Source organism: Vreelandella janggokensis (assembly GCF_031451615.1).
Taxonomy (GTDB): domain Bacteria; phylum Pseudomonadota; class Gammaproteobacteria; order Pseudomonadales; family Halomonadaceae; genus Vreelandella; species Vreelandella janggokensis.
The window spans coordinates 875873-890569 of the sequence record NZ_JARWAJ010000001.1 but is presented as its reverse complement, the minus strand read 5'-3'; the positions used below and the strand labels follow the sequence as shown (position 1 = coordinate 890569).

Below are 14697 nucleotides of genomic sequence, written 5' to 3'. Positions count from 1 at the left end.
ACGACAGGATTTTCCTTATGACACAGCGCCTAGCACTCGATATCCAAAACCTCCTTGCCGCCTACAAGCAGGGTAAGCTCACCCCTGCAACATTAATCGACGCGCTGCTTGCGCAAGCCGACATCCATGGCAGCGAGCCCGCCTGGATTACTCGCTTGAACCGTGAGCAGTTGGAACCCTATTTAAAGCGCCTGGAAGGCGAGTCGCCGGAAACATTGCCGCTTTACGGCATTCCCTTTGCGATGAAGGACAACATCGACCTGGCGGGTATTCCAACAACGGCGGGCAGTCCCGCTTATGCTTATACCCCCACAGAAAACGCCTTTGTGGTGCAGCAACTGATCGATGCGGGCGCGATCCCCATGGGTAAAACCAACCTGGATCAGTTTGCCACCGGCCTGGTGGGTGAGCGCGCCCTGAGTGACTACGGGGTACCGGCCAATGCCTTCAACCCCGACTATATTACCGGCGGTTCCAGCAGCGGCTCGGCGGTGGTCACCGCTGCGGGTATGGTGAGCTTTGCACTGGGCACGGATACGGCAGGCTCCGGACGCGTCCCCGCCTGCTTTCATAACTTATACGGTGTTAAGCCCAGCTTGGGGCTACTCAGTACCCGCGGCGTGGTACCTGCCTGCGCGACTCTCGACACGATCAGCCTGTTTACGCTTACCGCCGACGATGCGGCGAAAGTGCTCGACATCACCGCCGCCTATGACGACCAGTGCGCCTGGTCCCGCGAACACAACTTCACCCTGCACGGTAAACGCTATGGTAAAGCACCAGCTACGTTTCGCTTTGGGGTACCCCCGCAATCCCAGTGGCAAACCGATGGCGCTTACACCCAGGGCATGCACCAGGCGGTTGCCGAGCTTGAAGCGCTTGGCGGCGAAAAAGTCGAGCTGGACTGTTCGCCCCTCCTGGCCGCAGCGCGCCTGCTTTATGAAGGCCCTTGGGTAGCCGAGCGCTACCATGTGATTCGCGATTTGATGGAGAGCCACCCAGAGGCGGTGCATCCGGTCACTTTCCAGATTACTCAGGGTGGTGCCACGCCGCTGGCCGTGGACGCCTTTGATGCTCGTTATAAGCTCGCCGAGTATAAACGCCAGGCCGACGCATTAATCGGCCAGGTGGATGTAATGCTCTCCCCCACCACGGTGACCCACCCCACCAAGGCAGAGGTGGCGACGGACCCCATTGGCGCGAATTCACGCCTGGGTACCTGGACCAACTTTATGAACCTCCTCGACTACAGCGCTCTGGCCGTGCCCATTGGCTTTACCAAGCAAGACCTGCCGGTGGGCGTGACGCTGTTCGGGCCGGTATTCGACGATTTGAAACTGCTCTCCCTGGGCCGCGCCCTCGAAGCCCGCTTAATGCTGCCGTTAGGTGCCACTGGCGTTGCCCATCCGGCGCTCGCGACGCCACTCACCCATGCCCAGAACGGTAGCATGGAGCTGGTCGTGTGCGGCGCACACCTGCAGGGCTTGCCGTTAAACCATCAACTGACTGAACGCGGTGGTGTGCTGATTAGCAGCACTCATAGCGCGCCGCGCTACAAGCTGTTTGCTCTGGCAGGCGGGCCACCCAAACGCCCCGCGATGGTGCGCGACGCCAACGGCCAGGCCATTGAAGTGGAAGTGTGGCGTTTGCCGATTGAGACGCTGGGCAGCTTTTTAGCAGGCATTCCTGCTCCGCTGGGTCTAGGTCAGGTGGAGCTTGCCGACGGCAGCTGGAAGTGCGGCTTTATCTGCACCGCTGGGGCACTCAACGAAGGGGGCGAAGCAGAGGACATCACCGAATTTGGCGGCTGGCGCGGTTGGTTGAAAACCCAGACCGGCTAAGACCAGCAACCTGCTTACCTGTTCTCAAAAGCCTCTAGTTCATAATGTCGTTGGCAATGATTCAAGGTCCACTAACGGCGCACTTGCAGAAGTGATTGCGCCGAAAGTGGGTCTTTTAGCATCTTCAAAGTGGCCTACTAAGGTCGTAAAAGCATCGTTTTCTGCTAAAGTTATAGGGCTAACGACTTCCGACATTGACTTAGCCTCAATGTTGGCTACCTCACTCATTAGGAGGCCAGCACATTATGTCGTCATCCCTCTCATCAAAATCGGGCGCTATCGTCCTTCTGATAGCCTCACTCGCCGGTCTTGCCGTCGCTCTGTATGCCTACTTCACCCCACTGACCGGGGTCACGGGAACACTCGGGGCACTGGTTGCCATCGTGGCCTGTATCGCGCTGGCAATATTGGCCCTACTTCTTGCTGCTGCAAGAGGGCGTGGTGCGTCCGTTATCCTGCGGGTACTTATTCTGATAGGCCTCGGCGGGACATTTTTCGCCGCAATGCTGCTCCATCAGTGGTGGATCGGCGTTGCGATGGTCGTGGGCCTGATAGGCCTGGTTCTTGATCTTTTCCGCCCGGCGCGCCCTGCACGCCTCACCCATTCTTAAGGAGCTGCTCATGACGACTTTTTTATCCGCCACAAGCACTCCATTTAAACCCATTACATCTGGTTTAGGCGCGGTTACCGCTCTGACAATTTGCCTAACGCCCATGCCGCTAATGGCTCAGGAACCGTCAGTAGAGACGGAGCAGCCAACGGCTCAAGAGGCGCCAGGGGAGCAAGCATCAGCAGAGCAAGAGAACGCCTCACCGGAAGAAACGACTAACTCCGCCCCTATCCCCTTGGTACCCGGAGAGCCGATCTGGGATAGTTTCCACGGCCAGCTTAATGCCCAGAAATATAGCCCGCTTGATCAAATCAACGCTGATAACGTCGGCGAGTTGGAGAAAGCATGGGAAGTGCATACCGGCGATGTAGCAGATGGTACAGGCGATTTACCCGCGACGGTCTGGTCTGCCACCCCGGTGTTTGCCAACGATACGCTGTATATCGGCACACCGTTCTACCGGATCCTGGCACTTGACCCCGCAAGCGGCGAAGAGAAATGGAGCTTCGATACTCAATCCTCCCTTGAAGCACTGACCCAGCCCGCCCTTAAGAACCGCGGTGTGGCTTATTGGGAAGCAGATGACCCCGAAGCGGGCGAGCCCTGCCAGAAAATCATTTACATGGGCACCATGGATGCGCAGCTCTTCGCGGTCGACGCCGATAGCGGCGAACAGTGCACCAACTTTGCCGATAACGGCGTGCTCGACGTCAATCAGTGGAACGATACCAATGACCGCTGGCCGTTATCCCTACTTCAGCCGCCGACCGTGGTGGGCGACCATCTGATTCTCGGCTGGGCGGGAAAGGACTGGGCCTACGAACAAGCCCCTCCCGGCACCGTCTACTCAATCAATGCCCGCACCGGCGAGCGCGAATGGACCTTTCAGGCGCTCAGCGATGAGACGCGCGAACAGAGCGGTACCGCCAACGTCTGGACGCATATGTCCGCCGATGAAGAGCTTGGTTTGGTTTATTTACCCGTCTCTTCACCATCGCCTAACTACTGGGGCGGTAACCGCACCGAAGAAGTACCTCTGGGCACATCGACCACCGCGTTGGATATTGAGACTGGCGAGGTGGTCTGGTCGCGGCAGTGGGTTCACCATGACATCTGGGATTACGATATTAACGCCGCCCCCACGCTGATGGACATTACCGTTGATGGCGAGGAGATCCCGGCGCTGATTCAGGCGACCAAAATGGGCTTTCTGTTTGTGGTCAACCGAGAAACCGGTGAAGACGTATGGCCGATTGAGGAGCGCCCAGTGCCCAGCGGCGACGGCAACGTCGAGGGTGAAGTCTACGCACCGACTCAACCTTTCCCGACCAAACCCGCTCCACTGTTAGATCAGTCCGAGAAACCCGACGTCTGGGCGCTGGCCGATGCGGTCAGCTTCGGGGAGTGCTCGGCGCTGTGGGACGATCTTAGTTATGAAGGCATGTACACCCCGCCCACTACCCAGGGCGAAGGCACGCTTGGCTACCCCATCAGTGCGGGTGGTGTTCAGTGGGGCGGCGTCGCTTTTGACCCGGAAAGCCAGACCGCGATCGTCAATACCTCGCATATTGTGCAGTACATCAAGCTTTATAATCGCGAGGATTATGAGGCAGCCAATAGGACATCGGGCAACGAGAGCGGCTTTGCCCCGCAGGAAGGTGCGCCCTACGGCATGCGGCTTGAGGTGGCGCTCAACCGGTTCGGCATGCCCTGCTGGGAGCCGCCTTTCGGTGAACTGGTCGCTCTCGATATGACGACCGGCGACGTGAAGTGGCGGACCCCGGTAGGTGCTTCACAGCAATATGGCTTCTTTATGCCCGAAAGCTGGGGCTCGCCCACCATTGGTGGACCAGCCGTTACGGCGGGCGACGTTATCTTTATCGGTGCCTCCATGGATGCCAAGGTGCGTGCCTACTCCCTGGAAACCGGCGAAGAGCTTTGGTCGTCTCAGACCGAAGCGCCTTCAGTCTCAAACCCGGCGGTGTATGAATACAAGGGGCGCGAATATGTCGCCTTTGTTTCAGGCGGTAACACCATCCTGAAAGATCAGGTGGGCGACCAAATTACGGTCTACGCCCTGCCGGAATAACGCTTGCGATTGACCCATAAAAAACCAACGGGGCGGCCTTAAGGCCGCCCCGCTTATGTTAAACCCCATCTCCTTAGTCAGTCTCCTCGGCTTGCCGTTGAGTCCGCTTGGCTAACGCATGGTTAGCTGTTCTAAAACATAACCGCATCAACGGCACTAACAGCCACAGCATAGGTGTAAGCAGCCAGCGATAAGCAAATCGCACCACTATCAGTACCGGTAGCAGCACGATTAGCCAGACAAGAAACTGCCCCAACCATACCGGCCAGCCAAGCCAGGTAGACAGGTTGGCACCGAGTGCGCTGACGAGGCTTGGGTGGCGAACCACCACATAGGCGGTACCTGCGACCGCGACAACCTTGGCCATACGCGGTAGGCTCGCAAAACGCCCGCCTGAAGCAACCATCCCCTGGCGCAAGCCAGCCCGAGCGCCCTGGGCTTCCACGCTGCCCAACTGGGCAGCACGAGCGGCCTTGCCTGCTCGCAGCACCTTAACGGTGCTGGCCATGACCAGTAGATCGATACCCGCCCAGCCTAGATCGGCGGCGCCAATGGCGTCGCCCCGCCGCCACTGGCTTTCAAGATCACGCAGACCGCTGGTAAAGAAATCGCCAACCCCCGAGACCAGCCGCTCGCCTTGCAGCCACTCAACGTCTCCCTCGTCACCCACCACGAATTGATTGAGTAGCCCGTGACCATTGGTGTCGAGTAGCGCAATACCCATTTGCCCGCGGCGGTAGGGGGTAAGCTCGCTCGACACTGCCTCGGTTTCGTCGTTCCACAAGCGGCTAACTTGTTGGTAGCGCTCGTCAAACCAGTGTTGGGCACTTAACGTGGCAATATCGTTATCATGAAAGTAGTTGATAGGGAGAACCACGTCTGCCCCGTAACGGACCAATACGCTCTGGAATTTCGGCAAATGACCATAGTCGATGAGCACCCCTCGGGCCACATCACCATGGCGCATCAGCGCAAGATAGGCGCTCATCCAGAGCGCCTGATCATGTGAGTAGCTTAAGAAAGTCGCGTTGAGCGCCGGCGTTTCCTGCCGAAGTATTGACCCAATTGCAGGCAGCGCCCGCTGAGCTTCCAGGCGGACCAATTTGGACTCAAACGGCTCATGGGAAGCCACGGCTGATGCGACCCCGGCTACCACAATGGCGGCGAACACGATAAGCTGCCAGGGCCGCAACATTGCCTGTCTCATTCAATTGGACATCGGTGGATTAGGCCAACGACGCAGCCGTCACGTTTGCCGCTGCGGGTTGGGTCGAATGGTGGCGATTGATCGCGCTAAGCACGCCTTTCATCGAGGCGCTGGTAATGCTTTCGTCGTTACCGACACCGAATACCGCCTTGCCGTCGATGCGGACTTCCACATAGGCAATGGCCTCTGCATCGGCACCCTGGCCACGGGAGTGCTCATGGTAGTCGATAATTTCCACATCATGCCCGGCAGCAGCCAGCGCTTTTACAAACGCTGCGAGCGGCCCGTTACCCTCGCCATTGAGCGTTTGACGCTCGCCATCCTGCTCGACCACGGCGTCCAGCGTTACTTTGGGGCTATCTGGCTCCGACGATAAACGATGGTTGACCAGCGCAAAGGGTGAACGTTGCTCCAGATACTCATCGGCAAAAGCCTGGTAAATCATCTGAGAGGTAATCTCTTTACCGGTCCGGTCGGCCACTTCCTGCACCACCTGGCTGAACTCGATGGAAAGCCGACGCGGCAGCTCGATACCGTGCTCCTGCTCCAGCAGGTACGACACCCCACCTTTACCGGACTGGCTGTTAACCCGAATCACCGCCTCGTAACTACGACCTACATCAAGCGGGTCGATAGGCAGATAGGGCACATCCCAAACCGCCTCAGGATTGGCGCGACGGTCAAGCATGCCTTTCTTGATCGCATCCTGGTGGGAACCGGAGAAAGCGGTAAACACCAAATCACCCACGTAAGGATGGCGTGGATGCACCGGCAACTGGTTGCAGTACTCCACTTCGCGCATGACCGGGGTGATATTGGAGAAATCGAGCTGCGGATGAACCCCTTGGGTGTACATGTTCATGGCGAGGGTGACGATATCGACGTTACCCGTGCGCTCACCATTGCCGAACAAGGTGCCTTCAACGCGGTCAGCTCCCGCCATCAGCGTCAACTCAGCGGCAGCCACACCGGTACCCCGGTCATTATGGGGATGCACGCTGACAATCAAATGGTCACGATTTTTGACGTTGCGGCAGAACCACTCGATCTGGTCCGCGTAGTTATTCGGCGTGGCGACTTCAACCGTTGCCGGCAGGTTGACGATCATCCGGTTGTCGGCGCTGGGCCCGAAGGTTTCCATGACCGCTTCGACAATTTCGACGGCAAAATCCATCTCTGTCGTGGTAAAGAGCTCGGGCGAGTACTGGAAGGTCCAGTTGGTTTCAGGCGCTGCCTTCATTTGGTCGCGAATTTGCGCCGTGGCCTCGGTGGCAATATTCACGCATTCGGCTTTATCCACGTTGAACACCACACGGCGGAACATCGGATCGGTGGCGTTGTAAACGTGCACGATCGCGTTTTTGGCGCCTTTCAAGGCTTCGAAGGTGCGCTCAATCAAGTGCGGGCGCGCCTGGGTCAGCACTTGAATGGTCACATCTTCCGGGATCTTGTCTTGTTCGATCAGCGTGCGGACAAAGTCAAAATCGGTTTGCGAAGCTGAGGGAAAGCCGACTTCGATCTGTTTGAAGCCGACCTTCAGCAGCATGTCGAACAAGCGCTGTTTGCGCTCATGATCCATCGGGTCAATCAATGACTGATTGCCATCCCGCAGGTCAACACTGCACCAGATCGGCGGTGTTTCAATCCGCTGGCTGGGCCATTGGCGGTCAGGCAGGTCCACCGCAACAAACTGGCGGTATTTTTTGGCGGGATCAGACAACATCATGACGGTTCTCCTGGGCAAGTAGGGTGAAAGTATTCGATTGGATGGACGGCGGGCGTGCCAACGAAAAACGCCCCATCGCCAGTAAAGGCCATGGGGCGCAGATCATAAGGATTTGTCGGGCGCACGATTATAAAAGAGCGGCACCCTACAAATTGAATTGATTCAATAATTCCAGTGTTTGTAACCATGTCTACCTCACCACTAAGAAAACCAACGACAATGCCAGCAGCACTGCCCGACCCTGATATTCAGAGACGGGCGCTTAGTAGTCGTAGGTCTAGTGCAAAGGTGTTCATGGATGTATTCATACGTCTAGAAAATCAGTCTTGGCGGTTTTTGTCAATATCCGTGCGCGCATTGTCAGCCCTCTGCCCTGATAGGGCTGCCTCCATTCGGTCTAGCTGGCTGCGCATTTCACTGACTTCGTTGCGCAGCGCGTGCGTCTCATCGACATCTTCTCCATTGGTCAAAACATCGAGCGCGGCGCTCTCTTTCTGCATGACGTCCAGTACGATGCCAATCATCATGTTGAGGAAAATAAACGCGGTCAGAAAGATAAACGTCAGGTAGTAAATCCAGCTCCAGGCATAAACCTCCTGGGTGGCATAAAGAATATCCGTCCAGTCTTCAAAGGTGGCGATACGAAACAACGTCAGCATCGAAATGGATATATTGCCCCACAAGAAGCTGTCGACGTCGGCAAACAGGAAGCTGCCAATGGCGGCGTAGATGTAGAAGATAATGAACATTAACAACACCACGTAGCCCATACGCGGAATAGACTTCACCAGGGCTGAAAGCAGCATCTGCAGCTCGGGAATCATCGAGACAAGGCGCAGCACGCGGAAAATACGCAGCAGTCGCGCCAGCAGGACCATCTCGGAGTCGTCCATGGGGATCAGGCTGGCGGTCACGATAACGAAATCAAAGACGTTCCATCCTCGTCTGAAAAAGCGTATCAGGCTTCCTTCAGCCGCTATCCTGATGAGGATCTCTACCAGGAAAAAAACCGTGATGGCCAGGTCGAGATAGAGAAGCCATTGTTCAAAGCGCGACGTCTCCTCTTCGTAGGTTTTAGCGCCGATCACCAGCGCGGAGATGACGATAATCGCGATCACAAAGGCTTCAAAAAATTTGTTCGAACGCAGGGTTTCGAAACGCTGCTGCCATGTGTCGAAAGGTTGATTCATAGGGTCAATTGGCTCGCTTGGGTGGACGGCGTCACTTTATACTAAAACTTCACAATGCCACTACAAGTGATATCCTCTTGTTTAATTTGCGGTCTCCGATGCCTCAGCCGACACGTTTACGATGGCGGGCCGTGGGCTTTTTTTGATTTTTGCGCTGGATGACTCCCATGACACTGCTGTGGATAGCCTTACTACCGTTACTAGGCGTCTTGGTGCCGGCCCTCAACGATCAACGCAGCCGCATGGTCTGCTCGTTGGCAACCGCCCTGCTGCCGGCTATTGCCCTGCTGCTAACCTTGATGCAGATACCCGCACTACTGGAAGGCGAAGCACTACGCTTCGCCGTTGGCTGGCTGCCAGAACTCAACCTGGAACTGGCACTACGCCTGGACGGCCTGTCGCTGCTGTTTAATATTTTAATCATGGGCATCGGGCTGTTGATACTGCTCTACGCTCACTTTTATCTGGCAAGTGACGAACCCGTCGGTCGTTTTTACGCCTTCCTGATGCTGTTCATGGCCTCCATGGTCGGTATTTCAATGTCCGACAACCTCATCCTGCTGTGGCTATTCTGGGAGCTCACCAGCCTTTCATCGTTTTTATTGATCGGCTTCTGGTCGCACCAATCGGATGCGCGTAAAGGCGCAAGAATGGCACTCACCGTGACGGGCGCTGGCGGCTTGGCGCTGTTGGCAGGGCTTCTGTTGCTGGGGGATATGGCAGGCAGTTTCAGCATGGGAGACGTTCTGGCCAGTAGCGACAGGATCATCGCCGACTCGCGTTATCCGCTGATGCTCGGCCTGGTTTTACTCGGTGCTTTTACCAAGTCAGCTCAGTTTCCGTTTCATTTTTGGCTCCCTCATGCGATGGCCGCTCCTACACCGGTTTCGGCCTACCTGCATTCGGCCACGATGGTGAAGGCCGGCATTTTCCTCATGGCAAGGCTACACCCGGCAATTGCCGACAGTGAGCTGTGGACCGTCGTTGTATCGCTCGTGGGCACCGCCACGCTGCTTTACGGGGCCTGGTTTGCGCTATTCAAAACCGACTTGAAAGGCATTCTGGCCTTTTCCACGGTCAGCCATTTGGGGCTGATCACGGTACTGTTGGGCATCGGCAGTCCAATGGCTGTCCTGGCGGCTCTTTTTCACATTCTCAATCATGCCACCTTCAAAGCGGCGCTGTTCATGAGCGCTGGCATTATTGACCACGAGACAGGAACACGTGAACTCAAGCAACTGGGTGGCCTGAAAAAAGCCATGCCGGTAACCGCACTGTTGACCACACTTGCCGCCGCCGCCATGGCGGGTGTGCCGCTGTTCAACGGCTTTCTTTCAAAAGAGATGTTCTTTACTGAAACCCTGAAAACCCCGGTACTGGGTGGCTTGAGCTGGTTACTGCCTGCCCTTGCCACGCTGGGGGGCATTCTCTCTGTGGCTTACTCGCTGCGCCTTGTACATGCGGTTTTCTTCAAGCCAGCCCGCGAGGCACCGCCTAAATCGCCCCACGAACCGCCACACCTGATGCGTTTACCCGTGGAAATTCTTGTAGTGCTGTGCGTCGTGATCGGTCTGCTGCCCGCCCTCACTGCCACACACCTGCTCGACCTTGCCACCCAAGCGGTACTCCAGCGTCCGCTGGATTTCAAACTGGCGATCTGGCATGGCGTCAACCTGCCACTGTTGATGAGTGTTGCGGCATTGTTGATCGGCACCGTCCTCTATTGGCGCCACAGAGACATGCGCCTGTTCACCCGACAGTTCGAAAGCGTTGATGCCCGGCGGGTGTTTGAGCGCTTTGTGGTAACGATGGGCTATCGTGCTGAACAACTCCTCACTGCATTCGAGGGTAATTCATTACAGCGCTACATGACGCTGTTGCTATCCGCTGCCTTTGTGATGGGGCTAATCGGCCTGGTCCAGGTCACCGATTTAACGGGGGCAGCGGGCAACCAGCCGATCGACGGTGTGGTCATTCTAGGCGCGGTAATGCTTATCTTTGGCGGCATCGCAACCGCGGCTACCCACCGGTACCGTTTGATTTCATTGCTCATGCTATCGATTGTTGGTTTATTTGTGGCCCTCACCTTTGCACGTTTTTCTGCGCCGGACTTAGCACTGACCCAGCTATCCGTGGAAGTGGTGACCATGATTCTGCTGATGCTGGCGTTGTTCTTCCTGCCGCAGAAAACACCTCAGGAATCAAGCCCGCTGCGCAACGTCCGCGATATTCTGCTGGCTGGGTCGCTGGGGCTGGTGATTGCCAGCCTCAACTATGCGGTATTGACCCGGGAAACGCTGTCGATCTCCAATTTTTTTGTCGAAAACAGCAAACCCGGCGGTGGAGGCTACAACGTGGTCAACGTCATCCTCGTCGACTTCCGGGGCTTCGATACGCTAGGCGAAATTACCGTGCTTGCCCTTGCAGGCCTTGCGATATTCAAGCTACTCAACCGCTTGCGCCTGTTTATGCCTCACAGTGATGGCGAAGGCCGGGTATGGTCACCGGACCGCTATCCGGCCATTTTGACCTCTGTTTCCATGACGATACTACCGCTGGCATTGCTGGTATCAGCGTTTATCTTCCTGCGTGGTCACAACCAGCCTGGCGGTGGCTTCATCGCCGGCTTGATTACTGCTGTTGCGTTGATTCTGCTGTATATGGCCCGAGGCGTGGAATGGGCGCAGGAACGCCTCGACTTCCCCTTCCAGCCCGTGGCCATCATGGGCGTCGCGGTCGCGACGCTGACAGGGCTTGGCAGTTGGCTATTCGGCTATCCGTTCCTGACATCGTCGTTTGGCTACTTCACCCTACCCGTTGTCGGTGAATTTGAGTTGGCGACGGCGCTACTTTTCGACCTGGGCGTTTATCTGGCAGTGGTCGGTGCCACGCTCATGATCCTCGCCAACCTGGGCAAAGTGACCACTGCCCATCGCCCAGTGACCGAAAAAACCGAAAAAAATGCTGAGACGTCCGCCACCCCCACCAGCAAGGAGCCTCGCTAATGGAACTGCTCTACGCGATGACCACTGGCGTGCTCACCGCCTCCGGACTTTACCTGACTCTGCGTGGGCGAACCTTCCCTGTGGTGGTCGGCCTGACTCTGCTCTCCTACGCCGTCAATTTATTTCTATTTTCGATGGGCGGGCTGACCACTGATGGCGCCGCACTGGTCAATGAAGGCAATGGCTTCGCTGACCCGCTTCCCCAGGCGCTGGTGTTAACGGCCATCGTGATCGGGTTTGCGATGACCGCCTTTGTGGTCATTCTGGCGATGCGCGCGCGAAGTGAAGTAGGGAATGACCACGTAGACGGCAAAAAGGAAGACCGCGAATGACCCAGCATTTGATTGTTTTACCTGTCGTTGTGCCATTAATCGCGGGTATCTTGTTACTCTACCAACGCCAGGGAATGGTTCGTTACAAACGCGTCGTCAGTGTGGTCGCAACGTTTGCGCTGCTCTTCGTTGCCATTGGACTGCTGAACCAAGCCGCCAGTGGAGAGGTTACCTATTACGCCCTCGGCGATTGGCAGCCTCCGTTTGGCATTGCGCTGGTGCTCGATCGTCTGTCGGCGCTCATGTTGCTGGTGACCGCCCTCCTGGCCGTCGGGGCTGTCGTCTTTGCCTGCGGCGGTGATGATGAAAAAGGCAGCAACTTTCATGGTCTCTTCCAATGGCAGTTGATGGGCATCAACGGTGCTTTTTTAACCGGAGACCTGTTTAACCTCTTCGTCTTCTTTGAAGTGCTGCTCCTGGCCTCCTATGCCCTGCTGCTTCACGGCGGCGGCAAGGCGCGCATTCAGTCCAGTGTTCATTACGTGGTACTCAATCTGGCGGGGTCTTCGCTGTTCCTGATTGGCGTGGGCATTCTCTACGGGGCAACCGGCACGCTGAACATGGCGGATATGGCCTCGCGTATGGCCGAGCTCCCCGATGAACGCGAAGGATTGGTGGTGGCTGGCGCCTTGATGCTACTGGTGGTATTCGGGCTGAAAGCGGCCATTTTACCGCTGTACTTCTGGTTACCCCGCGCCTACGCGGCGGCCCCTGCACCGGTGGCCGCCCTGTTTGCGGTAATGACCAAGGTCGGCATCTATTCCATTTTGCGTGTCTACAGTCTCATCTTTGGCGACCAGGCAGGTAATCTGCAAGCCCTCGAGCAACCCTGGGTCTGGTGGCTTTCATTAGCGACGCTGGCCGCCGCGGGCATAGGCGTGCTGGCCGCTCGGGATTTGCGCCTGCTCATTGCCTATCTGGTGTTGATTTCCGTCGGCACACTGCTTGCGGGTGTCGGAATGCGCACGCCTGAAGCCACCTCGGCACTGCTTTACTACTTGATTCACACAACGCTGATTACCGGCGGCCTGTTCTTGTTGGCTGAGATGATCGGCCTGCAACGTGGCAAACCGGGTACGCGACTCGTCAAGGGTCGCCCCATGGTACAAGGCTCGGCTCTGGCGTTGGCGTTCTTCATCGGGGCGATAGCAGTGGCTGGCTTACCCCCTCTCTCGGGCGCTTTCGGCAAAGCGCTAATGCTCAACGCCGCGGAAGGCAGCCAACGACTTTGGCTTTGGACGCTCGTCCTGCTGGCAGGTCTGGCATCGCTCATTGCGCTCTCGCGGGCAGGGTCAACCCTGTTCTGGCGCAGCCATCGTGGTCATCTGAGTGGTCGCCCACTGCCCCGTTGCCAGTGGTTTGGCATGGCGTGGCTGTTGAGTAGCTCGCTGCTATTGGTCGTGTTTGCCGGTCCCGTTAGCAACTATACCCAGGCCGCCGCTGAACAATTGGCCAACCCAAGCCTGGTAATTGATACGTTGATCAATGACGCTGGAGGCCCCCAATGATTCGATCCCGCGCCTGGCTGCCGACCCCGGTTTTTTCATTGTTGCTGCTTTTCGTATGGCTGCTCCTGGTGCGCAGTGTGGCGCCCGGGCATATCGTCTTGGGTGGCGCACTGGCCATTATCATCCCCTTACTCACCAACCGCTTTTGGGATGCCCGACCGCGTATCAAAAAGCCGCTGTTGCTGCTGCGATTTGTGCTGCGCGTGCTTGGTGACATCATCACTGCCAACTTTGAAGTGGCTTATCTGATCGCCAACCCATGGCGAAAATTAAATCCCCATTTTGTCGAATACCCTCTGATGCTGGAAGAGCGTTTCACCATCACGCTGCTTGCCAGCACCATCAGCCTGACGCCGGGTACGGTCTCCGCCAACCTGCGTATGGACGGTAAATCGCTGCTTATTCATGCCCTTAACGAAACAGACGAAGAGGCCCTGATTGAGCAGATTCGGGAGCGCTACGAACGCCCGCTCAAGGAGATTTACGAATGCTAAGCATCGCACTTTATATCACCCTGGCGTTGGTGGTGATGGCACTGCTGATGAACCTCTATCGGCTGACCCTTGGCCCCGATTTACCGGATCGAGTACTGGCGCTGGACACCATGTACGTCAACTCCATCGCGCTGATTGTACTACTCGGCCTGTGGCTGAACAGCAAGACCTATTTCGAGTCGGCGCTGCTCATCGCCATGCTGGGCTTTATCAGCACGGTAGCGGTGTGCAAATACATATTACGCGGGGACATTATCGAATGAACCCGGTCACCCTCTTGGCTATTATACAGGTACGCTTATGTCGCTTTGGGTAGAGGCGCTTATTTCATTATTGCTGATCACAGGCGGCGCTTTTGTATTCGTCGGCTCTCTGGGGATGGCGCATCTCCGCGATTTCTACATGCGCTTACACGGCCCCACCAAGGCAACGACTCTGGGTATCGGCTGCATGCTGGTGGCCTCCATGGCATACTTCTGGAGCGTTGACGGCAGACCCGATATTCAGGAGTTATTGATCACTCTGTTTTTATTTATTACTGCACCGGTCAGCGCTCACTTGCTCGCCAAAACGGGCCTGCACTTACGCCTGAAGCACATCGATATCACCCAGGGTAAACCCGTAGAGCTCCGCCCCGAGGAAGTCGGTAAAAAGCCGGTCCCTCACCCCGACAAAGGCCATGGCTGATCGATTT

At 56.8% G+C, this 14697-nt stretch carries 12 protein-coding genes; 9 read left to right on the top strand and 3 right to left on the bottom strand.

What is annotated here, in order from left to right; genetic code table 11:
* Positions 1 to 17: 17 nt before the first annotated feature.
* From atzF to QC816_RS04010, 3 genes are all read left to right on the top strand, one after another.
* On the top strand, positions 18 to 1841 hold the full coding sequence (gene atzF / locus QC816_RS04020) for an allophanate hydrolase (RefSeq protein ID WP_309781083.1): 1824 nt from the start codon (positions 18 to 20) through the stop codon (positions 1839 to 1841).
* A gap of 245 nt (positions 1842 to 2086) precedes the next feature.
* On the top strand, positions 2087 to 2452 hold the full coding sequence (locus QC816_RS04015; protein WP_264823310.1) for a hypothetical protein: 366 nt from the start codon (positions 2087 to 2089) through the stop codon (positions 2450 to 2452).
* Between the two features lie 10 nt (positions 2453 to 2462).
* Positions 2463 to 4541 carry a pyrroloquinoline quinone-dependent dehydrogenase gene (locus tag QC816_RS04010; RefSeq protein ID WP_309781082.1) on the top strand — a complete coding sequence of 693 codons (2079 nt, stop codon included), beginning with the start codon at positions 2463 to 2465 and terminating at the stop codon, positions 4539 to 4541.
* Between the two features lie 73 nt (positions 4542 to 4614).
* On the opposite strand, the gene QC816_RS04005 is transcribed toward QC816_RS04010, so the two are convergent.
* From QC816_RS04005 to QC816_RS03995, 3 genes are all read right to left on the bottom strand, one after another.
* Complete coding sequence (locus QC816_RS04005; RefSeq protein WP_309781080.1) at positions 4615 to 5736, bottom strand: hypothetical protein; 1122 nt, start codon at positions 5734 to 5736, stop codon at positions 4615 to 4617.
* A 31-nt stretch (positions 5737 to 5767) separates the two neighbouring features.
* Positions 5768 to 7474, bottom strand: a complete 1707-nt coding sequence (gene leuA, locus QC816_RS04000) for a 2-isopropylmalate synthase (RefSeq protein WP_085917938.1) — start codon at positions 7472 to 7474, stop codon at positions 5768 to 5770.
* A 320-nt stretch (positions 7475 to 7794) separates the two neighbouring features.
* A complete protein-coding gene (locus tag QC816_RS03995) occupies positions 7795 to 8664 on the bottom strand; it encodes an ion transporter (RefSeq protein ID WP_268901503.1) in 870 nt (289 codons plus the stop codon).
* 167 nt (positions 8665 to 8831) lie between these two features.
* Between QC816_RS03995 and QC816_RS03990 the strand changes: the two genes are divergently transcribed.
* Genes QC816_RS03990 through QC816_RS03965 form a run of 6 tightly spaced genes read left to right on the top strand, consistent with a single transcriptional unit; the run spans position 8832 to position 14690 of the window.
* Positions 8832 to 11669 carry a monovalent cation/H+ antiporter subunit A gene (locus tag QC816_RS03990; protein ID WP_309781078.1) on the top strand — a complete coding sequence of 946 codons (2838 nt, stop codon included), beginning with the start codon at positions 8832 to 8834 and terminating at the stop codon, positions 11667 to 11669.
* Positions 11669 to 12001 carry a Na+/H+ antiporter subunit C gene (locus QC816_RS03985; protein ID WP_085917935.1) on the top strand — a complete coding sequence of 111 codons (333 nt, stop codon included), beginning with the start codon at positions 11669 to 11671 and terminating at the stop codon, positions 11999 to 12001. The genes QC816_RS03990 and QC816_RS03985 overlap by 1 nt, the downstream gene beginning before the upstream one ends.
* A complete protein-coding gene (locus QC816_RS03980; RefSeq protein WP_264823313.1) occupies positions 11998 to 13509 on the top strand; it encodes a monovalent cation/H+ antiporter subunit D in 1512 nt (503 codons plus the stop codon). The genes QC816_RS03985 and QC816_RS03980 overlap by 4 nt, the downstream gene beginning before the upstream one ends.
* Positions 13506 to 14003: a Na+/H+ antiporter subunit E gene (locus QC816_RS03975; protein ID WP_066317673.1), complete on the top strand. Its 498-nt coding sequence runs from the start codon at positions 13506 to 13508 to the stop codon at positions 14001 to 14003. Before QC816_RS03980 ends, QC816_RS03975 begins: the two co-directional genes overlap by 4 nt.
* A complete protein-coding gene (locus QC816_RS03970) occupies positions 13997 to 14266 on the top strand; it encodes a K+/H+ antiporter subunit F (RefSeq protein WP_309781077.1) in 270 nt (89 codons plus the stop codon). The genes QC816_RS03975 and QC816_RS03970 overlap by 7 nt, the downstream gene beginning before the upstream one ends.
* Before the next feature lie 37 nt (positions 14267 to 14303).
* Complete coding sequence (locus QC816_RS03965) at positions 14304 to 14690, top strand: Na+/H+ antiporter subunit G (RefSeq protein WP_085917932.1); 387 nt, start codon at positions 14304 to 14306, stop codon at positions 14688 to 14690.
* Positions 14691 to 14697 lie beyond the last annotated feature (7 nt).

What these genes read in the sequence shown, in the direction of transcription:
- QC816_RS03995 (WP_268901503.1), bottom strand. Translation starts at nt 8,664, where the DNA reads ATGAATCAACCTTTCGACACATGGCAGCAGCGTTTCGAAACCCTGCGT.
- QC816_RS04015 (WP_264823310.1), top strand. Translation starts at nt 2,087, where the DNA reads ATGTCGTCATCCCTCTCATCAAAATCGGGCGCTATCGTCCTTCTGATA.
- QC816_RS03990 (WP_309781078.1), top strand. Translation starts at nt 8,832, where the DNA reads ATGACACTGCTGTGGATAGCCTTACTACCGTTACTAGGCGTCTTGGTG.
- QC816_RS03965 (WP_085917932.1), top strand. Translation starts at nt 14,304, where the DNA reads ATGTCGCTTTGGGTAGAGGCGCTTATTTCATTATTGCTGATCACAGGC.
- atzF (WP_309781083.1), top strand. Translation starts at nt 18, where the DNA reads ATGACACAGCGCCTAGCACTCGATATCCAAAACCTCCTTGCCGCCTAC.
- QC816_RS04010 (WP_309781082.1), top strand. Translation starts at nt 2,463, where the DNA reads ATGACGACTTTTTTATCCGCCACAAGCACTCCATTTAAACCCATTACA.
- QC816_RS03975 (WP_066317673.1), top strand. Translation starts at nt 13,506, where the DNA reads ATGATTCGATCCCGCGCCTGGCTGCCGACCCCGGTTTTTTCATTGTTG.
- QC816_RS03985 (WP_085917935.1), top strand. Translation starts at nt 11,669, where the DNA reads ATGGAACTGCTCTACGCGATGACCACTGGCGTGCTCACCGCCTCCGGA.
- leuA (WP_085917938.1), bottom strand. Translation starts at nt 7,474, where the DNA reads ATGATGTTGTCTGATCCCGCCAAAAAATACCGCCAGTTTGTTGCGGTG.
- QC816_RS03980 (WP_264823313.1), top strand. Translation starts at nt 11,998, where the DNA reads ATGACCCAGCATTTGATTGTTTTACCTGTCGTTGTGCCATTAATCGCG.
- QC816_RS04005 (WP_309781080.1), bottom strand. Translation starts at nt 5,736, where the DNA reads ATGTTGCGGCCCTGGCAGCTTATCGTGTTCGCCGCCATTGTGGTAGCC.
- QC816_RS03970 (WP_309781077.1), top strand. Translation starts at nt 13,997, where the DNA reads ATGCTAAGCATCGCACTTTATATCACCCTGGCGTTGGTGGTGATGGCA.